This window comes from Acinetobacter sp. NBRC 110496 (assembly GCF_000876115.1).
GTDB lineage: Bacteria > Pseudomonadota > Gammaproteobacteria > Pseudomonadales > Moraxellaceae > Acinetobacter.
Window position 1 is genome coordinate 20,721 of record NZ_BBTF01000015.1, and the last position, 26,500, is coordinate 47,220.

Genomic DNA, 26,500 nt, shown 5'->3' on the forward strand with positions numbered 1-26,500 from the left:
GCATGAAGCTCTGCTTTTTTTACGAGAATTTACTTGAGTCTAGGCACGCTTTGTAGTTTCATAATTGCACTTAGAGATCTTGATTGAGTTCGCATTAAAAGCGGGAAGACAATGAAAAAACCATTACAACTTTTAATTTTGGCAAGTGTTGCAGTATCGGGTTTTGCATTTGCAGATGATGCGCCACAAACCACAACAGTGGATAAAGTACTGGCAGCAAAGGGTAGTAATACCGCTGAAGCACAAGTCAAACGTGAAGTGACCACCGTCATTAGTCCACGTACTGGTATTCGCTATACCTTGGGTGACACTGAGAATCGTCCAATCGTAATGCAAACAGCCGCTATTGCACCTGCAAATTCAGCAAATATTAACCGTATTGTGGCATCAAACCCTGCATTGTCAGCACAAAGCCAAGAGAAGGCGAAGATTGCTCTCATTGGTGAAGCAGCTGTTCAAGCGGCGAATGCTGCTGCGGCCCAGACAAGTACACAAACAGCAAAAGCAAATTAACATCAGTGTGTTTTCCATAAAAAAAGAGATGCATTAGCATCTCTTTTTTTATGGAAAACACAGTAGCTTATAGAAGGCTTGGCAGCAAAATCAAGCCAATCAGGATGGCAAATAGTAACCATTTTGACACATAGTACAGCGGACGGTTACGCTCTTTTAGGCCACGGCCATAATGATGTACTGCATAACCATATTTAAAAATACGGTTAATAAAACCAGTCTTGTCTTGATCATCATTGGGCGAGCTTGCAGCAGACATGACATTGCGGCCAAACCAGTGATTAAACCGCTGTGCCCAGCCCCATTTCATTGGACGCTCAATATCACAGAACAAGATAATACGCGTTTCATCAGTTTTGTTTTCTGCCCAGTGCACATAGGTTTCATCAAACACGGTGGCTTCGCCATCTCTCCAGCTATAGCGTTCCTGATCGACTTCAATAAAACAATCATCGCTATTCGGTGTTACCAAACCAAGATGATAACGGACAGAACCTGCATAGGGATCACGATGTTTACCTAAATAACTCCCAGACGGTAGTTCAGTAAACATTGCCGCTTTGACGGAAGGAATACTTTCTAATAAAGCAACTGTTTTTGGGCAAAGTTGTTGCGCAGAGGGATGGCTGTCTTGATACCATTTCAGATAAAAGCGCTTCCAGCCTCGTTTAAAAAAGGTATTAAAGCCTGCATCATTATTTTTTTCAGAGGCTTTGATTTGATTCTGGAGCTGAATTGCTTCTTCACGAATCACTTGCCAGTTATCTTGCAATGGTTTGAGTTCTGGAAACTGCGCCACATCGAAGAAAGGCTGGTTTGGCAACTTGGAAAAGCCAGTCATAAACATGTTGATTGGCGCTAAAAATGTCGAATGGTCAAATAATTGTCGAGATGCTTTTAAGCGCTCTTTACCGCGTAGATAGGTATATAAAAAGCTGATTAAAAATACGGCAACGATAATCACTGCGTACATAACACAATCGTCTAAGAAAAATGAAGGCGATTATTTTAGCATAAAAAATATTTGGATGAATGCTATCCTAAATGTAACTTTATAAGATAAAAATGATGATTTAAATGGTAATTCAGATGGTCCAAATTGATATTGTATAGACCATCTGAATAAAGATTCTAAATATGATTATTTACATCTTCATATTTAGTTTCACGAATCATTAAAAATGCAATCAGGGAGAGGATTGAAGCAACACTGAGATATAATCCAACTGCACCAAGCACATAACTTTCTGCCAATTTTGTTGCGATGTAGGGCGCAAAGGATGCCCCAAAAATACCGGCCAGATTAAAGGTTAATGCAGAACCTGTATAACGGACGGAAATTGGAAAAATCTCAGATAAGACCGTACCAATTGGCCCATAGGTTAGGCCCATAATCGAAAGACCAATACACAGGAACAAGAACACTAAAATTGGACTACCTGAACCTAATAGCGGAGCAAAACATAATCCGAATAGGGCAGAAAGAATACACACCGCAATCGACGTATTTTTACGACCGAATTTTTCTGCCAAAATTGCCGACAGTGGAATAAAGGCGGCAAAACATAGGGTCGCCACCAGTTGTAACACAAGGAAGTCACCCCGTGCATAACCAAGTTTAGTGGTTCCCCAATTCAGTGCGAACACAGTGGTCAGATAGAACACCACGAAAGTACAAATGGCAGCAATGGTGCCAAGAATCAGCATGGGTAAGTGTTTGGTCATGACTTCTTTAAAAGGGACATTCACTTCTTTTTGCTTGTTTAATACTTTTTGGAAGGCTGGGGTCTCATGCAGTTTTAAGCGAATGTATAAACCGATCAAGACCAATGCTGCACTGGCAATAAATGGGATACGCCAGCCCCAGGTCATAAAGGCTTGTTCCGACATAAAAGCATTCAGTAACAGAAATGAACCCGTGGCAAGGATGAAGCCAAGTGGCGCACCCAACTGCGGGAACATACCATACCAAGCGCGCTTGCCTTCTGGCGCGTTCTCAGTGGCAAGCAGTACGGCACCACTCCATTCACCACCTAAGCCTAAACCTTGGCCTAAACGGCATAGGGCAAGCAATAATGGGGCAGCGAGACCAATTTGTGCATAGGTCGGAAGCAGACCGATACACACGGTAGAAATTCCCATCGTGAGCAAGGCTGCAACCAGCGTGGCTTTACGTCCGATCCGATCACCAAGATGTCCAAAGAGTGCTGCACCAATGGGACGAGCAATAAAGGCGATGGCAAAGGTTGCCAGTGATTTGAGTACCGCAGCGCCATCGCTACTTTCAGGGAAAAATAAATGTGGAAAAATCAGAACAGCAGCTGTGGCATAGATATAAAAGTCAAAAAACTCAATCGTGGTACCGACAAGGCTGGCAAATAATACCCTTACTTTTGAATTACTGGCCACTTCTGGGGTGGCCGTCGTAGTGCTCGACGACATACAAGACCTTCATGTTATTTATTCAAGAACATATAGGGGCTGCGGCCATTTCACTTTACGAGCTATAGCTCTCATTGCGACAGTGGGAATTTTTTAGGCGGTAAAGGAATGCCTTGCGAAACTTAGTCATTCTAAGTAAGCAAGATATAACGCAGTAACGGCAAAAATATCCCTGTCCTTGAGCTTCGCCTTGTACTGCAATTAAAGCAGGGCTTTGCTCTTGCTCAGGGTTATGGCTAAAACTTCTCTAAACTGCGTTATGAAACTTGACAAGGGGATACCATTGCCTGCGTTTCATACCTTGTTTATGTCGTTTTAGCCAATAACGCAATGTATGGATGAAACGTCAACAGCCCCTAATGACTGTCTTGAAAAATTCCTTTTGAATGTGCAGTTTTACTTCGAAAACTTAATGCTATATATGGACTTATAATACATAACAATAGATTGCCAAAAAGTGTAATCCTGCCCCTAATAGCACAAAAACATGCCAAATTGCGTGGGTATATCTTACCTTTTTTAAGGCATAAAACAATGTGCCGATGGTATAAGCCAATCCCCCTGCAATCAGCAGTTGTACCGCTTCTTTAGACAGGTAACGTTGCATATCATCCATAACCAAAATAGCCAGCCAACCCATGACTAAATAGGCGGCTAAAGACAGTTTTTGGAAGCGATGAATGAAGACCAGCTTAAACAGTGTACCGATGAGGGCAATGACCCATAAGGCAATCAGTAAATAATGCGCTTTGGCCGTTGGAATGGCGATACTGAGAAAAGGGGTATAGGTGCCTGCGATCAGATAGTAAATCGCGGTATGATCCAGTTTCTTGTACCAATAGCGTTTGCGTTCGTCTTGGGCAAAGTGATACAGCATGGAACTACTCAGTAATAATACCAAGCTAAAGCCATAGACCCATAAACTGATCCATTGTCCCAAAGGCAGGCCATAGCCTTTGATGATCAAAAAGACTGAAGCAATTAAAGCCAGTACTGCGCCAGCCCCATGACTATAGGCATTCATCAGTTCTTCTTTGGGGTCATAGTCCAGTAATGTGTTTGTGTTCATCAGGCGCAGTCATATTGCATAAAAATACAACTGTATCGTAATGCAATTTCCCTTTTAAAGTAAGACGCTTTAAAATTTAGTTTCTATTTGTCAGGTTTTCATTATGTTTGCGCCGAATTTTTCTTTTGAACAAGAACAGCAGTTTTTCTTGGATATCCAGCAATCTATTGAAAATAAAAGCTTTGATCGTCTGATTTTGAGTCAGTACAAAGGCGAAATGGCGCAATTAGAAAAGATGACCTTCCGTGTGATTGAGTTACAGGGTCAGGCAACCTTGTCTTGCTTATATCATTACACCACACAAGACATGACCAAAAACTATGCGATTGATGAAGGTCTAGAAAAAATTGCTGAGCTATTGAAGTTGTCTAAGCAAGCCAATCTATTTACTTCTGATCAAGATGTTCAACTGAAGAAAAATAAAAAGAAAGCCATGCTGAATAGCCAGAAAAAACAGGCGTCAACCCTCAAAGTTGAACAACAGCAGCATGATCGTGAAAAACAACGTTATGTGCAACAGCAAAGCCCATTTTTAAAACATTTGGGGATTACCGATGAAAAAGGACAAATCGTTCCAAGCATGGCGCGTAAGTGGAAACAGATTAATAAATTTATTGAAATCTTTTCACATGCCTATGAACAGATTGATGCTGCTCAGCATGAATTGAATATTGTCGATTTTGGTTCAGGAAAGGGCTATTTGACCTTTGCTTTATATGATTATTTGCAAGCGCAACAGAAAACCCCGTTAATCACGGGCGTTGAACTGCGTTCAAACTTGGTTGAGTTTTGCAAGAACGTCGCTGATCAAGTCGATTTTAATCATCTTGATTTTTTTGAAGGGGATGTGCGGAGTTATCAACCTGAAAAACTGGATGTGATGATTGCTTTACATGCTTGTGATATCGCGACAGACTTTGCCATTCATACCGGTATTCGTCTGAATGCCTCGATGATTATGTGTGCGCCATGTTGCCATAAGGAATTGCGTCCACAATTACACAGTCCAGAGGTATTACAGCCAATGTTGCAATTCGGAATTCATGCGGGGCAACAGGCGGAAATGCTGACCGATACTTTGCGTGCCTTATTGCTAAAAGCCTATGGTTATGAAACTAAGGTATTCGAGTTTGTCTCTTTGGAGCATACCAGTAAGAATAAAATGATATTAGCGACCAAACGCAAACAAATTCAACAGCCCGATGCCAAGATTATGCAGCAGATCCAAGCTTTAAAAGCCATGTATGGTATTGAAAAACAAAGTCTGGAATTATTATTGCAAGATCAAATGCCCATCGAGAATATTGGCTGTAAGTGCTAATTGCATGAATTGATTACTGGATAAATCTAACGATATCAATCAATATGGGTTGATATCGTTACTTATGCGATAGGGTTATAAATAAAAATTGAAGAATAACAAGTCGAGTCATTCCAATGATGAAAAACAAAATTTATCTCGGTGTTTTGCTCTTGGTCTTCTCCAATTTAAGTAAAGCAAAAGAATTTGAGAGTCCACTCAATCAGAAGGGAGTCGTCAGTTTTAATCCTTCAACACAAGCCAGAGTCCGTTTATATGGCCAAAATGGTCAGCAAATATATATGCAGCATACTTTTGATTGTAAAAATAGAAAACAGGGCATACGTGAAAATTTAAGTGGCTACGGGGCATGGAATGCTTTTAAAACCTATACTCGAATCAATATGAATTATTCGATTGGTATGCCACGAACAATCATACAAAAGGACATTGAGCAGAATTTTAATACCTATCAGATGGTGACCTATAAGGAATATGTGGTGACTGCTAATCAACCGATCAGCCTGCATGGATTTGTAGTAGGTACAGAGCGTACTACGGGTAAAGCCAAACTGGTCGATGGATGTGAGAATACGGAAGCTTCATTTAAGCCACAAGCAGGCCGCGAGTATGAAATATTGGGAGAAAATGAAAACCAGAAATGCCAATTCAAGGTCTATGACTTAGAATCGAGACAACTGGTTTCTGTCTCAGAGCAAGCCTATATCTGCCCAAAAGATAAGTGGAAGTTTTGGGGGAAAGGTGAGTAATAATTAGCGCTTTAATTTGGGAAGGCAGATGACAAACTTCGCGCATGAGAAGTTTGTCAGGATCTAAAATCCGTTAATGCTGTTCGGTTGCGATTTCCGAAGCAACTGCTGGTTCAATATGTTGCTGTTGTTGCGCTTTACGTTGTGCACCTGGCATATAATCCGGTTCTTGGGTCATGGCCAAATAGAAAAAGCTTAAAAAGATGGTACTGAGGACCCCGACAATGATGACAAATTTCCATCCCAATACGGTTTCTTCATTTGAATCTTTTTTTGGGGATGGCTGGTTATTCATAATAAATTCCAAAAATAACAAAAACAAAACTAGATTTTGCGCCTTTTGCGGCTGATTTGCCAAGTGGAAATATACACTTCTTGATTGTGTTGAGTGAGTCAGCACTTTGAATGGTGCACACAGACGAGATTTCTGTCATCTCATCCGTTTTATCATCGGCACGATGTGCGGCCATTCAAAGTGTTGTTGATTTGATCTAAAGAGGGTTAAAGCGCGTTCCAGTCTTCAATCGCCTTAAAGCCTGTTTCCAGACCGACATCATAGCTATAGCGAATCTTGGCCTTATCCTTGGAAAGACGACCTGCCATGTTTTTTAAATCAGGGGGACACACTTCCAGAATTTTCTGGTCAGAGGCTGAGCGGGTAAATTCGACAGCATCGTTATAACGTTGGGTGCGAGTCAAAAGACTATGTGCAAAACCACGTTGCTGCTTAAACAGGTATTTGGCAAGCAATTGGTCACCTTTACTGCTGGCCTTATAATAATTTTTTGGGCGAGTTCGGAGTACCATGAGTTTAGAGACATCATGCTGTTGCGCTGCCCAATGTACGGGCAAGGCATCGGCAACACCCCCATCAAAGTAGGGCTCACCAAATACTTCAACGGCTTGACGTGTTAATACTGGAATCGAGCTCGAGGCTCTTAATCCGTCAAGAATATTGTCTTTCGAAGCTTTGATATAGGTGGCTTCACCTGAAATAGCATGGGTCAACACCATATAAAATTCAGGATGATTGGCAAATAGATGGGCTTGATTGAGAGGATGTTCTTTTTCAACGATGTCCCACATCCATTTTAAATCCAGTAAGTCACCCCCTTTGAAAAAGCGACCATATTGGATAAATTCAGAACGAAGTGAGTGGTCGAGGTAGAGATTTAGCGTACGACCTTGCTGTGCGGCAAGATAATTGGCGACATTGGTCGAACCTGAAGAGACACCAACGCAGAGATCAAAAGGGTTAAATTGTTGCTGTAAAAATGCATCTAAGACACCACTGGTGAATGCGCCACGCATGCCACCGCCTTCAACGACCAGTGCCTGACGATTTTGTTGAAGCATTGAAAATCTCGAGTACCATGATAAACCCATGTTTTACACGGATTTATCATATTCGACAATAACACTTTAGTGATTGTGTTGATGTGCTTCAGTTGAGCCAGTTTCTGTCGACATTGAGGATTGTGACATTTCAGCAGGGGTTGCCGCTTTTTTCTGGTTCATTGGCATATAATCTGGTTCATTGTTAATAGCCAAGTAGAAAATCACCATAAACAAGAAACTAAGAATTGTGGTGATAATTAATGCTTTCCAGCCCCAAGGCGAAGTTTCTGGGCAGAGTTTTTCAGACATAAGAAATTTCCAAATGATGCAAAAAAATAAAGCAGAATTGCTGAAGTTATAGCATAAATTGTGATGCATTACTCAGATGTTTTGCTGTGATTTTGTCGAACCTATAAAAAAGCCCGTATAGACAAGGAGTTCCATACGGGCCTTAATCGGCTTGGCTAAATCGAGATTATTGAATCACTGCCTTTTGTTGCGCTTTCTCTCTCAATAATTTTGGTGGTGTGAAACGTTCACCATATTGAGTAGCCAGTTGCTCAGCACGTTGTAAGGATTTTTCAATGCCATTTTGATTCAGGAATTGAATCGCACCCCCTGTCCAAGGGGCAAAGCCAATTCCAAAAATCGAACCGACATTGGCATCAATCACAGATTCTAAAACGCCTTCTTCATAGCAACGCAACGTATCCAGAGCCTGCACAAACAGGAAACGGTCAATCATGTCTTGTTCAGAAATATTGTTGTCTTTTTGCCAGCGACTGAGCCCATCCCATAAATGTTTTTTACCATTTTCAGGATAGTCATAGAAACCTGCACCGGCCGCTTTGCCTTTACGGTTTAGCTCGTGAATCATGGTGTGTACCACCTCATCCACTGGGGTTTTCGGTAAATCTTTGCCTTCTGCTTGTAAGGCTTTGCGAGTTTCTGCTGCAACATGTTCAGTCAAGGTTAGAGAGACTTCATCCTGAATCGCCAGTGGGCCAACCGGCATACCTGCTTTCAATGCGGCCATTTCAATTTTGGCAGGGTGTACACCTTCTGCGAGTAAACGCATTCCTTCTTGGATGAATGTACCAAACACGCGACTGGTAAAGAAGCCACGGCTGTCGTTCACCACGATTGGAGTTTTGGCAATTTGCTGAACAAAGTCATAAGCCTTGGCCAAAGTTTCGGCAGAGGTTTGTTTGCCTTTGATAATTTCAACCAGTTGCATCTTATCCACTGGACTAAAGAAATGCAGCCCAATGAACTTTTGAGCATCTTTACTCGCTGTCGCCAAACCTGTGATGGGCAGGGTCGAGGTATTCGATGCAAAGATTCCACCTTCAATCAGATATTGTTCAGCTTCTTGGGTCACTTTGGCTTTCAGTTCTTGATTCTCAAACACTGCTTCAATGATCAGGTCACAGCCTTGTAAGTCAGCTGCATCTGCTGTTGCGGTAATCAGTGCAAGCACTTGATCACGTTTTTCTGCCGTCATACGACCTTGTGAAACACGTTTATCCAAAAGTTTCTGTGAATAAGCTTTACCTTTCTCTGCATTTTCAACTGAAACATCTTTAAGCACGACAGGAATGCCTTTGATTGCGGTTGAATAGGCAATGCCTGCACCCATCATCCCTGCACCTAACACACCGACTTTGGTCGCTTGCCATTTTGCAACTTCAGCAGGGCGGCTTACGCCTGATTTGATTGCATTCAGACCATGCCAGAAGGTACCGATCATATTTTTAGAAATCTGACCGACCGTGAGTTGAGTAAAGTAACGTGATTCGATACGCAAAGCGGTATCAACATCAACCTGTGCACCTTCAACCGCAGCCGCCATGATCGCTTCAGGCGCAGGATAGCAACCTTTGGTTTTGTCACGCAGCATCGCAGGGGCAATCGCAAGCACTTGTGCAACTGCAGGCGTTTTTGGATCGCCCCCCGGAATTTTGTAGCCTTTCACATCAAAAGGTTGTTGCGATTTTGGATTGGCTTTGACCCAAGCAATGGCTTTGTCTAACAGCTCTTGCTCATTTTCAGCAGTGTCATGTACCAGACCCAGCGATTTTGCTTTATCCACGCCAAACTGCTTGCCTTCCATCAAGAATGGAAATGCATTTTGTAAGCCCAACAAACGCACCATACGCACGATACCGCCACCGCCTGGCAGTAAACCTAAGGTTACTTCAGGCAAACCAAATTTGGTTTTTGGATCATTGATGGCAATACGGTAGTGGCAACCTAATGCGATTTCCCAACCACCACCCAGTGCCGTACCATTTAAGGCAGCAACAACAGGCACACCTAAAGTTTCAATCGCACGTAAGTCACCTTTGAGCTCTTCAATCATTTTGAAGAATTCAGTAGCATGTTCAGGTTGTACTTGAATCAATTCATCCAAGTCACCGCCTGCAAAGAAGGTTTTCTTGGCAGAACGGAAAATAATGCCTTTCAGATCCGTTTCTGTTTTAAGCTTTTGGCTGACTTCATTGAGTGAATCACGGAATTCTGCATTCATGGTATTGGCAGATTGACCCGATGAATCAAGAGTAAGAATTACAATATTGTCCGCGTTTTTTTCGTATTTAATAGCGCTCATGTTGTTCTCCTCACACCAACTCAATAATGGTGGCAATCCCCATTCCACCACCGACACACAATGTAGCCAAGCCACGTTTTTTACCTTGACGCTCTAACTCATCCAGCAAAGTGCCTAAAATCATCGCGCCAGTCGCACCCAATGGATGGCCCATGGCAATAGCACCGCCATTGACGTTGACTTTCTCGGCAGGAACCTTGAGTTCATTGATAAAACGCATTACGACTGCTGCAAAGGCTTCGTTGACTTCAAACAGATCGATGTCATCAATCGTTAAGCCAGCTTTGGCCAAAGCTTTACGTGCAGCAGGGGCAGGACCTGTCAGCATGATGGTTGGGTCTGTACCTACCAAGGCGGTTGCCAGTACTTTGGCACGTGGTTTTAAACCTTGTTCTTTGACGGCTTTTTCAGAAGCCAATAACACCACCGCAGCACCATCAACGATGCCTGAGGAGTTACCCGCATGATGTACATGGTTGATTTTTTGTGCTTCAGGATACTTTTGTAGAGCAACTGCATCGAAGCCCATTTGTCCCATCATTTCAAAGCTGGCATTGAGTTTTGCCAAGCCTTCAACCGTGGTATTGCCTTTAATAAATTCATCTTTTTCTAAGATCAGCACACCTGAATGATCTTTAACAGGCACTACGGATTTGTCGAAATAACCTTTGGCTTGAGCCGCAGCCGCTTTTTGCTGCGAACCGACGGCAAAAGCGTCTACATCTTCGCGGCTATAGCCATCTAAAGTGGCAATTAAGTCTGCGCCAACACCTTGTGGTACAAAAGACGATTTTAAGTTGGTTTCAGGATCAAGTGCCCAAGGACCACCATCAGAACCCATTGGGATACGTGACATCGATTCCACGCCACCGGCAACTACCACATCTTCCCAACCTGAACGGACTTTTTGTGCTGCCAAATTGACCGCTTCTAAGCCAGACGCACAGAAACGGTTGATTTGTACGCCGGCCACATCATCATTCCACCCTGCAGCAATCGCAGCGGTTTTGGCAATATCGCCCCCTTGATCTGCAATTGGAGTGACACAACCTAAAACAATGTCATCGACTTTTGAGGTATCCAGTTGGTGACGTTGTTGTAATTCATTCAATAATGATGTGAGTAAAGTAATCGGTTTGACTTCATGCAGTGAGCCATCTTTTTTTCCTTTTCCGCGTGGCGTGCGAATGGCATCAATAATGTAGGCCTCGCTCATAGGTTTTCCTTGTATCACCTTAAAATTGTTGTTTATCGAGTGTACTCAATTTAAGTGTCAGTGCAATGATGATAAACATTGACAAGTTTGATGTTTTTCGCCAATGGGCTGAGAAATTCAGACAATCGTTAATTTTGGTGTCTTTTGATATGTCTGACAGTGTCTTCGATTAGACTGGTGCTTGAAAATGAGAGATAGAAATGATGAGTGAAAGCACATGATAAAAACCAAGCGCCACTATGCAGTGATGGCATTGATCTTGTCACTTTTGGGATGCGATACCTCGGGACGGGATGTTGATAACAGCACAGCAAAGCAGGATAAAAACAAGATGAGTCAAACCTATTCCAATCAAGTTGCTGATGACAAAATGTTGTTGGTATTGTCTGCACCTTCTGTACATGACCCTTATTACAAATCTGCTTTTCAACGGATTGTCGATTTCCAGATTGATTATGCCAAGTCCATTTTGGGTAATGATAATGTGGTGATTGTGGTCGATAAAGACACCAAACCGTATTTCACTGGCAAAGTGCCAGAAGACATTTTACTGGTGGATGATGTCCGTGATATCTGGATGCGTGATTTCACCACGGTTAATCCAATGCAACCGGTGCAATTTACTTATACGTGGGCGTCGATGACGCAGAAGCAAAGTAAAGATGTGCAAAAAAGCTTTAGTCGTTTTGCAGATCGCTATCAGATTCAAAGCGCCAAAACTGATCTGATGCTTGATGGGGGGAATCTGGTTGATGACTATGCGGGTCGTGTGATTACCACCACACGTTTCATGGAAGATAATGAACTGAGTTATAACGAGGCCAAACAAGAGTTAAAAGCCACGTTGGGTGCAACCGAAGTTGCCATTTTAGAACCAGATGAAGAAGTACTAGCACATTCGGATGGCATGGTCAGTTGGGTAGATAAAAATACCTTGTTGGTGAATGACTATTCAAAAACGCCTGCATTTAGAACAACGGTGATGAAGGAGTTAAAAGCTTCATTTCCAACTGCAAAAATTGTCGAAGTGCCTGTGGAATATAAAACTAATCCCAAAGGGCAATGGGAAGGTTTTGAGTCGGCTTGTGGGGTGAATTTAAATGCCACGGTCACGCATCATAATATTTATGTGCCGACCTTTAATATGCCGCATGATCAAAAAGCACTCATGATTATCCAGCAAAATACCAGTAAGAAAGTTATTCCTATAAATGCCGAAAGTGTTTGTCCAATGGGCGGTAGTGTGCGTTGTCTGACTTGGCAGGTAACTGGAGACAATGCCGTGAAACTTATTCAAGCGGCAAGAGATAAGTGATAGATGTGTCATTATTTAAATAGGAAGAAGAGAAACATTGAGTGCTTATGAATAACGTCGAGAAGTCATGAAGTTTATCAATGTCGTCGGTACATCTGCTGCTGGAAAAACCACTTTTGCTCGTCAACTTGCTCAAAAGCTAGGATTGTCTTACATTGAAATGGATGATTTATTTTGGCTGGATGATTGGCAAGAAACACCTGATCATGAGTTTTTTGCTAAATTACAACATCAAATGGATCAAGCCGCTGGTGGATGGGTGCTTGATGGTAATTATTCTCGAACCCAAGATTTGAAGCTTAAATATATTGATACGATTATTTGGCTGGATTATTCATTTTCGTTAAATCTGTACCGCTCAGTTAAAAGAGCAATTAGTCGAGCGGTGACACAAAAAAGATTATGGGAAAATTCCAATAATCGAGAAAGTTTCAAGACCAGTTTTCTGTCTAAGGATTCGATTATTTTATGGATGATTACCCATCATGCTCAAAATCGTAAAAAGTATTTGGCGATGATGAATGATGCTCGATATCAGCATATCCAGTTTATTCGTTTGACTTCGCCAAAACAGACAGCAGTATTTTTAAACGAGATGGATACTCATTTATTTAACTTGTAGAAAGAAGCTTATCCAGATTGCTTAATCTGATAAATCTAAATGAAAGAATTGGTTGTAGGGTGATTCGTTATATTCTGCGAAAGCAGCACCTTCAACAAATCCAAACTTCTTATACAGTTTGATTGCGGCATCAAAGTGAACGTCTTTTCCTGTTTCTAAACTGACTCTTTGATAGTGACGTTGTTGAGCGAGTTTTAATAAAAATTCAAGCAGTTGTGCTGCGACCCCTTGACGTAAATGGGCAGGATGCGTCCGCATAGATTTGATTTCTGCGTGGTCGGGTGTCAGTTCTTGGATTGCGCCACAGCCCAGTAATTGCTCATCGTTCCATAAGGTATAGACGCTAATTGAATCTTTTTGCAGACTGCTGAGGTCTAATGCAAAACTATGTTCCAGTGGGGTATTTTGATGTAGACCATGCAAATGGAGATAAATCAAATTTTGAACTTGTGGATGGCAGAAGTCAGCTTTTTTAATGATCATTGTTATTCAAGCAAATTGTAGAGGTCTGCTTGATTATTAGCACATTTAAAAAGCAATGTTCAACTGTATAAAGTTGAACATTGCTTTGTTGTTATATTAGTTGTGATGGCCATGCAACTGACGATATAAACCAGGGGTTACTCCCGTCCATTTCTTAAAGGCACGGTGGAAGGTACTGGTTTCACTAAAGCCGACTTGCTGTGCTACATCTTCAAGGGTGAGATTTGGGGTCAACAATAAATGAATTGCAGCATCACGACGTAAGGCATCTTTTACGCCTTGATAGCTTTTACCTTCTGCAGCCAAACGACGACGTAAGGTTTGCGGTGATAAATACAACATTGCCGCGACATCATTCAGTGTTGGCATTTCTTCACCAATCTGGCTCTTTAATACATCACGGATACGCGAAGTCAATGAGTTGGTATTTTTGAACTTCACTAACAACTGGGCAGGTGCTGCTTTCAGGAATTCTTCTAAAGTTTTTTCATCTTGACGGATCGGGAGATCCAGATAATCGGCAGCAAATGTAATTTCGGTGCGTGGTGCATCGAACTGCATCACTGGAGCAAAAAACAAGGCATCATATTCATCGGCATGATTTGGACGCTCATAACCAAAATGCACGCGCTCTAAAGGTAGACGACGTTCAATTAACCATGACGCAAGACCATGCCAGATCATCAGCATGCTTTCAGTAATAAAGTGATCTGGGTCTAAAGCTTTGGGAATGTGTGGAACCAAACGTGCTTCATGTTTATCACGCTCTAAGCTGACCGCCCACTCATCTCCAAACAGTTTGTAGAATTGAGAGGAGAGTTCCAGTGCCTGACCAAGCGTTTTGGAATGGATAATCAATTGGCACATGATGGCAAAAGTACCTAAACGACGCGGTTGTATATCAAAACCGACATGTTCGTCTTGGGTGACCATCCATAACATTTTTATAAAACGGGTGTACTGCTCTGGAGAGATTCGAGCCTTCGGTTGGCGGAGTAGTTCTGCTTCTATGCCGACATGTGAAAGTAATGTTTCAACGTCCATGCCTAGGCGTTTAACACCTGTTAAAGCCGCATTCACGAAGTGGATGCTGATCGTATCACGGCTCATATTGAATCCTTCAGTTTCTTTACTATTCACGATAATTGACCTAAATAACCGTCTAAAATAAAAAGGGCTTGTTAGTTGATCAGATATAGCTGCGACAATAGACATTTTTTAGATGGTACAAGGCGTGGCTTGTGAAATTTAGTACTTCTAAATGAGCATGACATAATGCAGTAGCATCAAAAAATGCCTTTGTCCCGTAGGGTTGTAACAAAAATTTCCTCATACATCGTTATAAAACTTGGAAATGAATTATCATTCCTGTCGTTTCATGCCTCGTCTGATAAAATTTTTGCCAACAACGCAACATATATATGATCAATTAACAAGCCCTATGGCAATTGACAAGAAAAATAATTGCGCCTTGTATACATGTTAAATTGCCGAAACTATCAAGGTAAATGGCTGAACATGACATTGTTTTTGTGTTTATCCACACCTAGTATAAAAGAAAATTTAAACAAATTGAGTAAAAAATATTATGCCATCTGCACTAAAGGGATTGAAAGTCCTCGACTTTTCGACTTTGTTACCAGGACCATTTGCCAGTATGTACCTTGCGGACATGGGTGCAGAAGTTATCCATGTGGAATCACCGACGCGTCCCGATCTGGTAAGGATTATGCCACCCTATGCTAACGGTCAGGCCACTGCACATAGTTATCTGAATCGAAATAAACAGTCGATTGCACTCGACCTGAAAGATGCCGCTAATATTGAACTGATCAAAAATAAAATCTCTGAGTTTGATATTGTACTAGAGCAATTTCGTCCTGATGTCATGCGTCGTTTAGGCTTGGATTATGAAACTTTAGCTGAGATTAATCCGCGTTTAATCTACTGTTCCATTACAGGCTATGGTCAGACAGGAACATATAAAGATCGGGCAGGACATGATATTAACTATTTAGCACTGGCAGGTGTATCGGGGCATAGCGGTCGTCAGGAGGGAGGTCCACCACCACTGGGGATTCAAATTGCAGATGTGGCGGGCGGCTCTTTACATGCGGTGATTGGTATTCTGGCTGCTGTGGTTGAACGACAACGCAGTGGTCTTGGGCAATATATTGATATTTCCATGACGGATTGTGTGGCGAGTCTGAATAGTATGGCCGCTTCAGCAAGTCTGGCAGGGCAAACACCACAGGCTGCTGAGGCAGGAATGTTAAATGGTGCAAGCTTCTATGATTACTATCAAACCAAAGATGGACGTTACTTCTCGGTGGGGAGTTTAGAGCCACAATTCATGGCAGGTCTGGCTACAGCTTTAGAGCTACCTATATTGCTTGCCAAAGGGACATCCTTTGATCCAGAAGATCGACAAGCGGTGAAACAAGCCTTGCAGGAAAAGTTTCAAACTCAAGATTTTGCTGCATGGCAGCATTTGTTCCAACGTCTGGATATCTGTGTTGAACCTGTACTCAGTCTGGATGAAGCATTGGTCTCGCCCATCGCGCAGCAACGGGGTTGGGTGGTAGAAGTTCCATTATCGGAAAATGCAGCACAAACTGAGCCTCAGTTGGCCTGCCCAATCAAATTTTCTCGTTCACAAATGAAGTATGCTTTTATTGGTCAGGGTTTGGGTGAGGGTAAATGGTAGAAAATATGTGCGACCAATCACTGATTGTTAAAATATTGTACAGATTGTTAACATTTTGAATAAGTTGTAATTTAAAAATAAGAGTAACCTTTTATACACAATAACATAAAAGGTTACGTAAACATGACAATCTCTAAATCTATGATTGTTTCCTGTTTATCCGTTCTCTCATTGAGTCTTTTCACACAACATACTCAAGCAGCTTCTTCCGCATTTGATCCAAATGGTCAATGGCTGTTTGGTGATTGGAACGGTCAACGCACTGCGTTGCAAGAACAGGGTTACAAATTTTCTGCTGATTACACTGGTGAATTTGCAGGGGTTTTAGATTCTAAACAACACTCAAGCCATGGCAGTGAATTCACTGGGCAGTTGGCTTTAGGTACTCATTTCGACCTGAATAAAATTTTAGGTTGGCAGGATACTGAAGCCCAAATCACGGTAACCTATCGTGATGGTCAGTCTTTGTCTCAAACTGCAGATGCCTTACAAGGACATCTTAGTTCTACGCAAGAAGTCTGGGGGCGTGGTCAAACATGGCGTTTAACTGACCTGTGGATCAAGAAGAAATTTTTAGATCAGGCTTTGGATATCAAAGTGGGTCGTTTCGGCGAAGGTGAAGATTTCAATAGCTTTGACTGTGATTTCCAAAACTTGGCCTTATGCGGTTCTCAGGTGGGTAACTGGGTTGGTGACCAATGGTATAACTGGCCAGTAAGCCAATGGGCATTGCGTGTCAAATACAACTTGCAACCAGACCTATACGCACAAATCGGGGCATATGAATATAACCCTGAAAACTTGCAACGTGGCAAAGGTTTTAACCTGAGCACAGATGGTTCACGTGGCGCGATTATTCCAGCAGAAGTGGTCTGGACTCCAAAATTGAGTGCGCAGTCTTTACCAGGCGAGTATCGTTTTGGTTATTACTATAGTACTGCTGATGCTGCTGAAATTGAAAATCCTGCCAGAACCGGACATAAACAGGGTGGCTGGTTTACAGCGAAGCAGCAGCTCACTCGCCATGATGGTCAGTCTGATCGTGGTTTAACGGGCTTTGTGAATATTACAGTTCACGACTCGAAAACCAATTCGGTTAAAGACATGCAAAATGTTGGTTTAATCTATAAAGGCCCATTTGATCAGCGCCCTAAAGATGAACTTGCTTTGGGTGTCGCGCGTATTCATGCCAACGATAAAAATAATGGTTTACTGGATGACGAATATAACACCGAGTTGTATTACGGCATTCATGCGACCAACTGGTTGACCATTCGTCCAAATATTCAATATGTCCATCATGTCGGTGCACTGAAAGATGGTGATAAGACTTGGGTTGGCGGGATTAAGTTCCAAACCATTTTCTAATTTCGATATTCGGGCAACTTTGCAGCGTGAGGCCAGACATGGGTGAGATCTGCAAAGTTGTTGTGATTTGAACTCGACCATAAAAACAGACCTTTTTTGCTTTTTATGGATCCAAAATATAAAAGATGCAAGGTGATCTTATGAATCAATCTGCTTCAAAATCTGGGCTTAGAACATTGACGGTGGTGATTATCGCCCTCATTGCATTGTTCTTGCTGATTGGTGGTATCTGGCTCGCAGTAATTGGTGGGTCTTTTTATTATGTGATTGCAGGCGTACTGTTACTGGTTGTAGCAGTACAACTTTATAAACGAGCGTCAGGGCCTTTATGGGTCTATGCTGGATTGATGTTAGGTAGCGTTGTTTGGGGTGTTTGGGAAGTTGGAACCGATTTCTGGGCACTGGCACCGCGTCTTGATATCCTCGGCATTTTGGGGTTGTGGTTACTGGTACCTGCGGTAACGCGTGGTATTGATAATCTCAGTTCGAGTAAAGTCGCGCTATCATCGACTTTAGCGATTGCGATTGTGGTGATGGTGTATTCGATCTTCAATGATCCACAAGAAATTAATGGGGTGATTCAAACACCACAACCCGCACAAGCGAAAGCAGTGGAGGGTATCGCACCTGAAGATTGGCCAGCATACGGTCGTAGTCAGGGTGGTGAGCGCTACTCGCCATTGACACAGATCAATGATAAAAACGTTAAAGATCTAAAAGTAGCTTGGACATTGCGTACTGGCGATTTCCGTACTGAAAATGATTCGGGTGAAACCACCAATCAGGTCACACCAATCAAGATTGGCAATAACATGTTTATGTGTACGCCACATCAACATTTGATTTCAATTGATCCTGCGACAGGTAAGGAAAAATGGCGTTTTGATCCGAAACTCAAAGCGGATAAAACTTTTCAGCATTTAACTTGTCGTGGTGTGATGTACTACGATGCGGCCAATACCACTGAATTTGCAACCAGTTTACAGGCGAAAAAGTCGAGTTCAACTGAGTGTCCGCGTAAAGTATTTGTACCTGTGAATGATGGCCGTTTAGTTGCTGTGAATGCAGATACAGGTAAGGCATGTTCTGACTTTGGTCAAAACGGTGAAGTAAACTTACAGGAATTCATGCCATACGCCTACCCAGGTGGTTATAACCCGACTTCTCCAGGTGTGGTTTCTGGTACAACTGTGGTGATTGCTGGTTCTGTAACGGATAACCATTCGAATAAAGAGCCTTCAGGTGTCATCCGTGGTTATGATGTCAACACGGGTAAGTTGTTATGGGTATTTGATACAGGTGCAACTGATCCAAATGCAATGCCTGGTCAAGGCACAACGTTTGTACATAACTCACCTAATGCTTGGGCGCCGCTTGCCTATGACTCAAAACTGGATATCGTCTATGTACCAACAGGCGTCGGTACACCAGATATCTGGGGGGGTGACCGTACTGAGTTGAAAGAGCGTTATGCCAACTCAATGCTGGCGATTAATGCAACGACAGGTAAGTTGGTCTGGCACTTCCAAACCACACATCATGATTTGTGGGATATGGATGTACCATCACAACCTTCATTGGCCGATATTCAAGATAAATCAGGTCAAACAGTCCCTGCGATTTATGTATTGACCAAAACAGGGAATGCCTTTGTTTTAGATCGTCGTAATGGTCAGCCGATTGTACCGATTACAGAGAAACCTGTTCCGCAAACGGTGAAATGGGGTCCTCAAACCAAAGGTGAGTTCTACTCAAAAACTCAACCGTTCTCTGACTTCGATTTAGCACCAAAAGACAAATTGACGGATAAAGACATGTGGGGTGCCACCATGTTTGACCAGTTGATGTGTCGTGTGAAATTTAAAAGTTTGAACTATGATGGTATTTATACGCCACCTTCTGAAAACGGAACTTTAGTATTCCCTGGTAATTTGGGGGTATTTGAGTGGGGTGGTATGTCTGTGAATGCGGACCGTCAGGTTGCAGTCATGAACCCGATTGGTTTACCGTTCGTAAGCCGTTTAATTCCAGCAGATCCAAATCGCCAAGCGGTTGCACGTGGTGCTGGTACGGAGCATGGTATGCAACCGATGTATGGCACGCCATATGGTGTGGATATCAGTCCGTTCCTTTCCCCATTAGGTTTGCCATGTAAACAACCAGGCTGGGGCTTTGTTGCTGGTGTGGATTTAAAAACCCATGAAGTGGTCTGGAAAAAACGTATTGGTACCATCCGTGATAGCTTGCCAACATTATTCCAATTACCACCAGTGAAAATTGGTGTGCCTGGTTTAGGTGGTTCGATTTCGACTGCGGGTAATGTGATGTTTGTTGGTGCAACACAAGATAACTATATTCGCGCATTCAATGTTTCAAATGGTGACAAGTTATGGGAAGCACGTTTACCTGCGGGTGGACAAGCAACACCAATGACTTATGAAGCCAATGGCAAACAGTATGTGGTGATTATGGCGGGTGGACACGGTTCATTCGGCACCAAAATGGGTGATTATCTCGTCGCTTATGCATTGCCAGATAAGAACTAATTTCATTTAGAAATTATCCGAAAAAGCCTAGATTCGTCTAGGCTTTTTCTTTTTGTGGCAATTAGATAGGCTTATCAATAAAACCGTTATTAAATATGCAAAAAAAGCATTTTGTTGATGAATGAAAGCTCGCTATGCTAGTCGCCTTTATAATGAATGACTAGCCATACGCCATGTATTTATATACGGATTTCGATCAACAGCTGATTAACCAACGTGTTGCTCAGTTTCGCGATCAAACAGAACGCTATTTAGCAGGAAAATTAACAGAAGACGAATATCGTCCATTACGTTTGCAAAATGGTCTGTATGTGCAACGTTATGCGCCTATGCTCCGTATCGCTGTGCCGTATGGCTTGATGAATACCAAACAACTCAGAAAAATTGCTGAAATTGCGACTGAATATGACCGTGGCTATGCACACGTTTCAACGCGTCAAAATATTCAGTTGAACTGGCCTGCATTAGAAAATGTACCAGATATCCTTGCTGAACTGGCAACGGTACAAATGCACGCGGTACAAACCTCAGGTAACTGTATCCGTAATACTACGACTGACCAGTTTGCAGGTGTGGTTGCGGGTGAAATTGCGGATCCACGTCCGACCTGTGAATTGATTCGTCAGTGGAGTACCTTCCATCCTGAATTTGCCTTTTTGCCACGCAAGTTCAAAATCGCGGTTTCGGCTTTAGCAGAAAAAGACCGTGCTGCCACAGCATTCCATGACATCGGTGTTTATCTGGTGCGTAATGATGCAGGCGAAATGGGTTACAAAATTATGGTGGGCGGTGGTTTGGGGCGTACCCCGATCATTGGTAGTGTGATCCGTGAATTCTTGCCACGTGAAGATTTGATTGCTTATTTGGAAGCAACTTTACGTGTGTATAACTTGCATGGCCGCCGTGATAACAAATACAAAGCACGTATCAAAATTTTGGTGAAAGCTTTAACACCAGAAGTATTTGCACAAAAAGTGGAAGCTGAGTTTCAGCACACACGCGAAACATTAAAGATTCAACCTGAAATCTTGAAAAAATTGGATGAAGAGTTCACTCCATTTGCTTATCAAGATTTAGAAGATCAAGATTTCACAGCTTTGTTTGCCGAACATCCGAAATTCAAACAATGGTTTAACGTTAATACCAATGCGCATAAAGTCAAAGGCTATCGTATTGTGACGATTTCCTTGAAGCGTGCCGGCGTTGCTCCTGGTGATGTCACCACTGAAGAAATGAACTTAATCGCAGATTTAGCCGATAAGTATACCTTTGGTGAGTTCCGTACCACCCATGAACAAAATATTTCGTTGGTTGATGTACCACAAAAAGATTTATTTGAATTGTGGCAAACGCTTGAACATCACAACATGGCGCGTGCGCATATTGGCTTTATTACCGATATTATTTGCTGTCCAGGTGGCGACTTCTGCTCATTGGCCAATGCCAAATCAATTCCGATCTCGGAAGCGATCAGCCGCCGTTTTGAAGATTTAGACACGATCTATAATTTAGGTGAACTGGATCTAAACATTTCTGGCTGTATGAATGCTTGTGGTCATCACCATGTCGGCAACATTGGTATTCTCGGTGTGGACAAAAAAGGTGCTGAGTTTTATCAGATCACGCTGGGTGGACATGCTGATCATGATGCATCATTAGGGGATATCCTAGGCCCATCTTTTGCTGCAGATGCTGTACCTGATGTGATTGATGAAATCTTGAATACCTACCTTGACTTACGTAATGAAGGTGAGCGCTTTATTGATACTTACCGCCGTGTCGGCATTCAACCATTTAAGGAGCGTGCTTATGCTTAATACAACGCTACAAGTGCTGTTTAAAGATGGCACGATTGCTGACAATAGCTACCAAATCATTACCGAAGAGGGCGTTGTTCCACAGGGGGATGTGGTGCTTACAACGGCACAGCTGGATCAATTAGCACATGTACAAGGTAAGAAGGCGTTGTACATTACTGTTGATGATTCACCTGAAACACACCAATTTCCATTAAATGAACTGGATGCGATCTTTATTGAGTTTGCCGGTTTCAATGATGGTCGTGGTTATTCATTTGCTGCTTTATTACGTCGCCAAGGTTATCAAGGTGAGTTACGAGCGGTCGGTGATATCTTTAAGGACGTTTTAAACTATTTAAAACGTTCTGGCTTTGACACTTTTGTGGTGAAAGAGGGTAAGGATATTCATGAAGCGGCTGCAGGGCTTCAGGACTTTACCAACCCTTATCAAGCTTCAACTGCTGTGCCACAGGCAAGTTATCAAACTGGTGCGTAAAGAGATTGAAACAAAAAAAGCTGAACTTTGGTTCAGCTTTTTTATTTGATGCAGATTATTCATCTAGCTGGCAATTGATCATCCATTTGATCCCGAACTGATCGGTAAAAGCGCCGTAGAGTGCACCCCAGAAGGTCTTTTCGAGTGGCATTTCAATTTGGCCATTCGCAGACAAAGCATCAAATAGTCGTTGCGCTTCATCCAACTCATCCGGGTCGAGATTGATTGAAATATAGTGATTTGTACCTTGGGTAAAGACACTGTTGGGAGCACAGAACTGGTCATTGGTATCAGATGCCATCAATACGGTAAATTCATTGATGGGTAAGGACACATGTAAAATTAAATTTTTATCGGCTTCTGATAGGCTAATACCTTCAGTCGGTGGCATATCACCATAACGACTAAGCATGGCAAATTCACCACCAAACACAGATTTATAAAAGTTAAATGCTTGTTCTGCTTGTCCTTTGAAATTTAGATAATGATTGAGTTGCATGGGGGACTCCTTGTTGTTTTTTTATACAATGCATAACTTATCGGGATTTTAGCAATGGATGCATTATTTTTTGTAATCCCAAACCTAAAAAATCCTGCATTACGCAGGATTTTTTGAACAAATTGAAAAATTATTTAGATCAATTCAATTGCGACCGCAGTTGCTTCACCACCACCGATACACAGCGCAGCAACACCTTTCTTACCACCCGTACGTTTAAGTGCGTGAATCAATGTCAGGATGATACGAGAACCTGTAGAGCCAACAGGGTGACCCAATGCACAAGCACCTCCATTAATATTGACTTTTTCAGCATCTAATTTGAAATCATCGATTGGGCACATGGTGACCATCGCAAAAGCTTCATTGATTTCCCATAGATCGACGTCTTGCGCATCCCAACCAGCTTTGTTCAATACTTTTTCAATCGCGCCGACAGGAGCAATGGTAAATTCAGAAGGGTGCTGTGAGTTTGAAGCAGTTGCAATAATTTTTGCCAAAGGCTGTAAACCACGTTGCGTTGCAACATCGCTAGATGTTAACACCAGTGCAGATGCACCATCCGAGATTGAGCTTGCGTTTGCGGCGGTAATGGTTCCGTCTTTTGCAAAAGCGGGTTTAAGTGATGGAATCTTGTCAATTTTTGCACTTAATGGTTGTTCATCCTGATCAATCACCACGTCGCCTTTACGTGTCGAAACGGTAACAGGTACGATCTCATCCTTAAAGTAACCTTCAGTAATGGCCTTTTGTGCGCGTTGCAAAGAACGAATCGCAAAATCATCCATTTGTTCACGTGTATAGCTGCGTTTATTGGCCATATCTTGGGCAAATGAGCCCATTAAACGACCTGTTTCAGCATCTTCTAAGCCATCAAGGAACATATGGTCTTTAATTTCACCATGGCCCATACGATAGCCAGCACGTGCTTTAGGTAATATATACGGTGCGTTGGTCATTGATTCCATACCGCCCGCAACGACGATTTCTGCACTGCCAGCCTTGATCATATCAGTTGCTTGCATCACGGCTTTCATGCCAGAACCGCAAAGCTTGTTAATAGTGACTGCACCGGTAGAATCTGGTAGACCTGCTTGACGCATGGCTTGACGTGCAGGGCCTTGTTTTAAACCCGCTGGTAAAACACAACCCATGATTACTTCTTCTACATCGGTTGGTTGTAGGCCAGAACGAGCAATTGCTTCTTTAATTGTTACTGCACCTAGTTCTGGTGCTGTTACACCTGAAAGTGCACCTTGGAAGCCGCCCATTGCTGTACGAGCGCCGTTAACGATTACGATGTCAGTCATGATGTGTCTCCACACTTATAATTTATAAAAATGTTCCAAACTTAAGCAGTATAGTAAAAAAAGCATCTGAATAAAGTGTTTTACCTATTTTAGGCTAGACTGAAGAGTTTTTAGCAACGCGATAACTTTTCGAAACGTATATTACCCATTCGGCTTAACATAATTTTCGTATGATAGTTTGGAGAGGTTGAGCAATAGATGAAACTGCCGTTAGATGCTAGAGGAAGACCATTGCTGGATTGAAATATAATAGAATCGGGGGTATTGCCAAATGCTCTATAGCTTAAATGACCATATTTATGGTTGAGTGCAATTGTAAATAACAATGTTTCCTCTGCATCTCGTTGTCTATTCCGATTGCTATCAATAAATCCAATAAAACCTTTATTCCAGTCATGATCACAATGAATCTCATCAGAACTTGGGCACAGCATCACATTTTGATGATGAAGTTGTGCATCCGTTTTTGCTTTTTGTATATGAATTGTGAGGATTCTTTTAAGGTAGGCAGCTTCGTTTGAGATCATAATTTCACGGAAATAGGGGACTGCAAAGGTGGCAAGAATGGCTAAAACTCCAAGCGTGATGATTAATTCGATTAGAGTCAGTCCATGGAATTTAAACATATTATCTCTTTGTGTTTTTATTAAATTTTTGATTAACAAATACTTGGATTGATTTTTTATAATCCAGAACAGGATCGGCAATAAAAATATTACTAATAAATTAATTAAGAAATACTAAATCGCAAGCTTTAAAACCATAATTCATCCCAATATTAAATGGGAATTGAAAATTTACTGAACTACAACGGAAATTGTAAGAAATTTTGTCAATAATTTACGAGGTTAAAGTTATCAAGCACTTGGAAAATTCATCAAGTGTTTGTATGATTCAAAGTGAAGTGAATAGCTTAAAAAATAATACTGTTGGACATTCGTGTTCTCAGGACGAAAAATCATAGGCTAAGCTTACACAACAAACAATTGTTATCTCTGGAGGATATCCATGAAATTGAGTCGTATTGCACTTGCTATGCTTGTTGCTGCTCCTTTAGCTGCTGCTAATGCGGGTATTACAGTAACACCATTGATGCTTGGTTACACATTCCAAGATTCTAAAAGCAACAATGGTCCTAAGCATTTAACAAATGCTCCTGAAATTAAGGATGACTTATTTGTTGGTGCTGCACTAGGTGTTGAATTAACGCCATGGTTAGGTTTTGAAGCTGAATACAACCAAGTTAAAGGTGATGTAGACGGTTCTACTCCTAATGCTAGCTACAAACAACAACAAATCAACGGTAACTTCTATGTTACTTCTGATTTGATCACTAAAAACTATGACAGCAAAATCAAGCCTTACGTATTGTTAGGTGCTGGTCATTACAAATATACATTTGATGATGCTACTCCAGCTCAATTGGGTCGCGCTGGTCGTGGCTTGAAAGAAGAAGGTACTTTGGGTAATGCAGGTTTTGGTGCTTTCTGGCGCTTGAACGATGCTTTGTCTCTTCGTACAGAAGCTCGTGGTACTTATAACATCGATGAAGATTTCTGGAACTATACTGCACTTGCAGGCTTAAACGTAGTTCTTGGTGGTCACTTGAAACCTGCTGCTGCAGTAGTAGAAGTTACTCCAGTTGAACCAACTCCAGTTGCTCCACAACCACAAGAGTTGACTGAAGACCTTAACATGGAACTTCGCGTATTCTTCGATACGAACAAGTCTGACATCAAGCCACAATACAAGTCTGAAATTGCTAAAGTTGCAGAGAAGTTAGCTGAGTACCCGAATGCGACAGCTCGCATTGAAGGTCACACAGATAACACTGGTCCACGTAAGTTAAACGAACGTTTATCTTTAGCGCGTGCTAACTCTGTTAAGTCTGCACTTGTTAACGAATACAACGTAAGCGCATCTCGTTTGACAACTCAAGGCTTCGCTTGGGATCAACCGATTGCTGACAACAAAACTAAAGAAGGTCGTGCTATGAACCGTCGCGTATTTGCTGCGATCAGCGGTAGCCGTACTGTTCTTGTACAACCAGGTCAAGCTAGATAATCTCTAGTTAAGATCATAAAAAAGCGACTCAA

Annotated in this window: 25 protein-coding genes; 11 read left to right on the plus strand and 14 right to left on the minus strand. The window is 42.1% G+C overall.

Translation table 11 applies throughout. The annotated features are described in order from the left end of the window. Positions 1–111 precede the first annotated feature (111 nt). Entirely contained in the window at positions 112–513 is a 402-nt protein-coding gene (locus Aba26S_RS09450; RefSeq protein WP_005244170.1) for a hypothetical protein, read from the plus strand. A gap of 67 nt (positions 514–580) precedes the next feature. On the opposite strand, the gene lpxO is transcribed toward Aba26S_RS09450, so the two are convergent. The 3 genes from lpxO to Aba26S_RS09465 form a co-directional block, all read right to left on the minus strand. After that, positions 581–1,486: a lipid A hydroxylase LpxO gene (gene lpxO / locus Aba26S_RS09455; RefSeq protein ID WP_005244168.1), complete on the minus strand. Its 906-nt coding sequence runs from the start codon at positions 1,484–1,486 to the stop codon at positions 581–583. Between the two features lie 158 nt (positions 1,487–1,644). Further along, on the minus strand, positions 1,645–2,955 hold the full coding sequence (locus tag Aba26S_RS09460; RefSeq protein ID WP_043971667.1) for an MFS transporter: 1,311 nt from the start codon (positions 2,953–2,955) through the stop codon (positions 1,645–1,647). A gap of 427 nt (positions 2,956–3,382) precedes the next feature. After that, positions 3,383–4,024, minus strand: a complete 642-nt coding sequence (locus Aba26S_RS09465) for a hemolysin III family protein (protein ID WP_043971669.1) — start codon at positions 4,022–4,024, stop codon at positions 3,383–3,385. Positions 4,025–4,127: 103 nt separating this feature from the next. On the opposite strand from Aba26S_RS09465, the gene Aba26S_RS09470 reads away from it, so the two are divergent. After that, positions 4,128–5,345, plus strand: coding sequence for an SAM-dependent methyltransferase (locus Aba26S_RS09470; protein ID WP_043971671.1), 1,218 nt, complete (start codon positions 4,128–4,130; stop codon positions 5,343–5,345). A gap of 116 nt (positions 5,346–5,461) precedes the next feature. Further along, on the plus strand, positions 5,462–6,094 hold the full coding sequence (locus Aba26S_RS09475; RefSeq protein WP_052500220.1) for a hypothetical protein: 633 nt from the start codon (positions 5,462–5,464) through the stop codon (positions 6,092–6,094). A 73-nt stretch (positions 6,095–6,167) separates the two neighbouring features. Here Aba26S_RS09475 and Aba26S_RS09480 read toward each other — a convergent pair whose 3' ends face one another. From Aba26S_RS09480 to Aba26S_RS09505, 6 genes are all read right to left on the minus strand, one after another. Next, the gene (locus tag Aba26S_RS09480) at positions 6,168–6,389 is read right to left on the minus strand and encodes a hypothetical protein (RefSeq protein ID WP_043971675.1); all 222 of its coding nucleotides are present in this window, start codon (positions 6,387–6,389) and stop codon (positions 6,168–6,170) included. Then, positions 6,382–6,564 carry a hypothetical protein gene (locus Aba26S_RS09485; RefSeq protein WP_010590162.1) on the minus strand — a complete coding sequence of 61 codons (183 nt, stop codon included), beginning with the start codon at positions 6,562–6,564 and terminating at the stop codon, positions 6,382–6,384. Before Aba26S_RS09485 ends, Aba26S_RS09480 begins: the two co-directional genes overlap by 8 nt. 31 nt (positions 6,565–6,595) lie before the next feature. Then, positions 6,596–7,450 carry a patatin family protein gene (locus Aba26S_RS09490; RefSeq protein WP_005244152.1) on the minus strand — a complete coding sequence of 285 codons (855 nt, stop codon included), beginning with the start codon at positions 7,448–7,450 and terminating at the stop codon, positions 6,596–6,598. A 66-nt stretch (positions 7,451–7,516) separates the two neighbouring features. Further along, entirely contained in the window at positions 7,517–7,741 is a 225-nt protein-coding gene (locus Aba26S_RS09495; protein ID WP_005244151.1) for a hypothetical protein, read from the minus strand. A gap of 166 nt (positions 7,742–7,907) precedes the next feature. Then, complete coding sequence (locus Aba26S_RS09500) at positions 7,908–10,043, minus strand: 3-hydroxyacyl-CoA dehydrogenase NAD-binding domain-containing protein (RefSeq protein WP_043971677.1); 2,136 nt, start codon at positions 10,041–10,043, stop codon at positions 7,908–7,910. A 10-nt stretch (positions 10,044–10,053) separates the two neighbouring features. Next, positions 10,054–11,259, minus strand: coding sequence for an acetyl-CoA C-acetyltransferase (locus tag Aba26S_RS09505; protein ID WP_032870030.1), 1,206 nt, complete (start codon positions 11,257–11,259; stop codon positions 10,054–10,056). Between the two features lie 217 nt (positions 11,260–11,476). Here Aba26S_RS09505 and Aba26S_RS09510 point away from each other — a divergent pair, with 217 nt between their 5' ends. Together Aba26S_RS09510 and Aba26S_RS09515 are read left to right on the plus strand one after the other, a co-directional pair. Continuing rightward, the gene (locus Aba26S_RS09510; protein ID WP_043971682.1) at positions 11,477–12,574 is read left to right on the plus strand and encodes an agmatine deiminase family protein; all 1,098 of its coding nucleotides are present in this window, start codon (positions 11,477–11,479) and stop codon (positions 12,572–12,574) included. A 67-nt stretch (positions 12,575–12,641) separates the two neighbouring features. Further along, positions 12,642–13,196, plus strand: a complete 555-nt coding sequence (locus Aba26S_RS09515; protein ID WP_005244144.1) for a shikimate kinase — start codon at positions 12,642–12,644, stop codon at positions 13,194–13,196. 21 nt (positions 13,197–13,217) lie between these two features. Here Aba26S_RS09515 and Aba26S_RS09520 read toward each other — a convergent pair whose 3' ends face one another. Continuing rightward, the gene (locus tag Aba26S_RS09520) at positions 13,218–13,679 is read right to left on the minus strand and encodes a GNAT family N-acetyltransferase (protein ID WP_005244142.1); all 462 of its coding nucleotides are present in this window, start codon (positions 13,677–13,679) and stop codon (positions 13,218–13,220) included. 96 nt (positions 13,680–13,775) lie between these two features. Then, positions 13,776–14,789 carry an AraC family transcriptional regulator gene (locus Aba26S_RS09525; RefSeq protein ID WP_005244141.1) on the minus strand — a complete coding sequence of 338 codons (1,014 nt, stop codon included), beginning with the start codon at positions 14,787–14,789 and terminating at the stop codon, positions 13,776–13,778. 478 nt (positions 14,790–15,267) lie between these two features. On the opposite strand from Aba26S_RS09525, the gene Aba26S_RS09530 reads away from it, so the two are divergent. The 5 genes from Aba26S_RS09530 (at position 15,268) to Aba26S_RS09550 (ending at position 22,595) form a co-directional block, all read left to right on the plus strand. Continuing rightward, the gene (locus tag Aba26S_RS09530; RefSeq protein ID WP_043971684.1) at positions 15,268–16,386 is read left to right on the plus strand and encodes a CaiB/BaiF CoA-transferase family protein; all 1,119 of its coding nucleotides are present in this window, start codon (positions 15,268–15,270) and stop codon (positions 16,384–16,386) included. 144 nt (positions 16,387–16,530) lie between these two features. Next, entirely contained in the window at positions 16,531–17,754 is a 1,224-nt protein-coding gene (locus tag Aba26S_RS09535; protein ID WP_171248934.1) for a carbohydrate porin, read from the plus strand. Between the two features lie 140 nt (positions 17,755–17,894). Next, entirely contained in the window at positions 17,895–20,300 is a 2,406-nt protein-coding gene (locus tag Aba26S_RS09540; protein WP_043971725.1) for a glucose/quinate/shikimate family membrane-bound PQQ-dependent dehydrogenase, read from the plus strand. A 173-nt stretch (positions 20,301–20,473) separates the two neighbouring features. Then, positions 20,474–22,117 carry a nitrite/sulfite reductase gene (locus Aba26S_RS09545; protein WP_005244127.1) on the plus strand — a complete coding sequence of 548 codons (1,644 nt, stop codon included), beginning with the start codon at positions 20,474–20,476 and terminating at the stop codon, positions 22,115–22,117. Further along, positions 22,110–22,595: a DUF934 domain-containing protein gene (locus Aba26S_RS09550; protein ID WP_005244124.1), complete on the plus strand. Its 486-nt coding sequence runs from the start codon at positions 22,110–22,112 to the stop codon at positions 22,593–22,595. Before Aba26S_RS09545 ends, Aba26S_RS09550 begins: the two co-directional genes overlap by 8 nt. Positions 22,596–22,650: 55 nt before the next feature. Here the strand turns inward: Aba26S_RS09550 and Aba26S_RS09555 are convergent, their stop codons facing one another. The 3 genes from Aba26S_RS09555 to Aba26S_RS09565 all read right to left on the minus strand — a co-directional run bounded on the left by Aba26S_RS09555 (position 22,651) and on the right by Aba26S_RS09565 (position 25,030). Beyond that, complete coding sequence (locus tag Aba26S_RS09555) at positions 22,651–23,094, minus strand: VOC family protein (RefSeq protein WP_005244123.1); 444 nt, start codon at positions 23,092–23,094, stop codon at positions 22,651–22,653. 134 nt (positions 23,095–23,228) lie between these two features. After that, positions 23,229–24,404, minus strand: coding sequence for an acetyl-CoA C-acyltransferase (locus Aba26S_RS09560; RefSeq protein WP_005244121.1), 1,176 nt, complete (start codon positions 24,402–24,404; stop codon positions 23,229–23,231). Between the two features lie 110 nt (positions 24,405–24,514). Beyond that, positions 24,515–25,030, minus strand: coding sequence for a GspH/FimT family pseudopilin (locus Aba26S_RS09565; RefSeq protein ID WP_005244120.1), 516 nt, complete (start codon positions 25,028–25,030; stop codon positions 24,515–24,517). A 382-nt stretch (positions 25,031–25,412) separates the two neighbouring features. Between Aba26S_RS09565 and omp38 the strand changes: the two genes are divergently transcribed. Further along, positions 25,413–26,468, plus strand: a complete 1,056-nt coding sequence (omp38, locus tag Aba26S_RS09570; RefSeq protein WP_005244119.1) for an outer membrane protein Omp38 — start codon at positions 25,413–25,415, stop codon at positions 26,466–26,468. Positions 26,469–26,500 lie beyond the last annotated feature (32 nt).

Coding starts and splice junctions, on each gene's coding strand:
- Aba26S_RS09490 (WP_005244152.1), bottom strand. CDS start 7,450: ATGCTTCAACAAAATCGTCAGGCACTGGTCGTTGAAGGCGGTGGCATG.
- Aba26S_RS09465 (WP_043971669.1), bottom strand. CDS start 4,024: ATGAACACAAACACATTACTGGACTATGACCCCAAAGAAGAACTGATG.
- Aba26S_RS09450 (WP_005244170.1), top strand. CDS start 112: ATGAAAAAACCATTACAACTTTTAATTTTGGCAAGTGTTGCAGTATCG.
- Aba26S_RS09475 (WP_052500220.1), top strand. CDS start 5,462: ATGATGAAAAACAAAATTTATCTCGGTGTTTTGCTCTTGGTCTTCTCC.
- Aba26S_RS09520 (WP_005244142.1), bottom strand. CDS start 13,679: ATGATCATTAAAAAAGCTGACTTCTGCCATCCACAAGTTCAAAATTTG.
- Aba26S_RS09550 (WP_005244124.1), top strand. CDS start 22,110: ATGCTTAATACAACGCTACAAGTGCTGTTTAAAGATGGCACGATTGCT.
- lpxO (WP_005244168.1), bottom strand. CDS start 1,486: ATGTACGCAGTGATTATCGTTGCCGTATTTTTAATCAGCTTTTTATAT.
- Aba26S_RS09565 (WP_005244120.1), bottom strand. CDS start 25,030: ATGTTTAAATTCCATGGACTGACTCTAATCGAATTAATCATCACGCTT.
- Aba26S_RS09505 (WP_032870030.1), bottom strand. CDS start 11,259: ATGAGCGAGGCCTACATTATTGATGCCATTCGCACGCCACGCGGAAAA.
- Aba26S_RS09500 (WP_043971677.1), bottom strand. CDS start 10,043: ATGAGCGCTATTAAATACGAAAAAAACGCGGACAATATTGTAATTCTT.
- Aba26S_RS09495 (WP_005244151.1), bottom strand. CDS start 7,741: ATGTCTGAAAAACTCTGCCCAGAAACTTCGCCTTGGGGCTGGAAAGCA.
- Aba26S_RS09555 (WP_005244123.1), bottom strand. CDS start 23,094: ATGCAACTCAATCATTATCTAAATTTCAAAGGACAAGCAGAACAAGCA.
- Aba26S_RS09540 (WP_043971725.1), top strand. CDS start 17,895: ATGAATCAATCTGCTTCAAAATCTGGGCTTAGAACATTGACGGTGGTG.
- Aba26S_RS09480 (WP_043971675.1), bottom strand. CDS start 6,389: ATGAATAACCAGCCATCCCCAAAAAAAGATTCAAATGAAGAAACCGTA.
- Aba26S_RS09470 (WP_043971671.1), top strand. CDS start 4,128: ATGTTTGCGCCGAATTTTTCTTTTGAACAAGAACAGCAGTTTTTCTTG.
- Aba26S_RS09485 (WP_010590162.1), bottom strand. CDS start 6,564: ATGGCCGCACATCGTGCCGATGATAAAACGGATGAGATGACAGAAATC.
- Aba26S_RS09510 (WP_043971682.1), top strand. CDS start 11,477: ATGATAAAAACCAAGCGCCACTATGCAGTGATGGCATTGATCTTGTCA.
- Aba26S_RS09525 (WP_005244141.1), bottom strand. CDS start 14,789: ATGAGCCGTGATACGATCAGCATCCACTTCGTGAATGCGGCTTTAACA.
- Aba26S_RS09515 (WP_005244144.1), top strand. CDS start 12,642: ATGAAGTTTATCAATGTCGTCGGTACATCTGCTGCTGGAAAAACCACT.
- Aba26S_RS09545 (WP_005244127.1), top strand. CDS start 20,474: ATGTATTTATATACGGATTTCGATCAACAGCTGATTAACCAACGTGTT.
- omp38 (WP_005244119.1), top strand. CDS start 25,413: ATGAAATTGAGTCGTATTGCACTTGCTATGCTTGTTGCTGCTCCTTTA.
- Aba26S_RS09460 (WP_043971667.1), bottom strand. CDS start 2,955: ATGTCGTCGAGCACTACGACGGCCACCCCAGAAGTGGCCAGTAATTCA.
- Aba26S_RS09530 (WP_043971684.1), top strand. CDS start 15,268: ATGCCATCTGCACTAAAGGGATTGAAAGTCCTCGACTTTTCGACTTTG.
- Aba26S_RS09560 (WP_005244121.1), bottom strand. CDS start 24,404: ATGACTGACATCGTAATCGTTAACGGCGCTCGTACAGCAATGGGCGGC.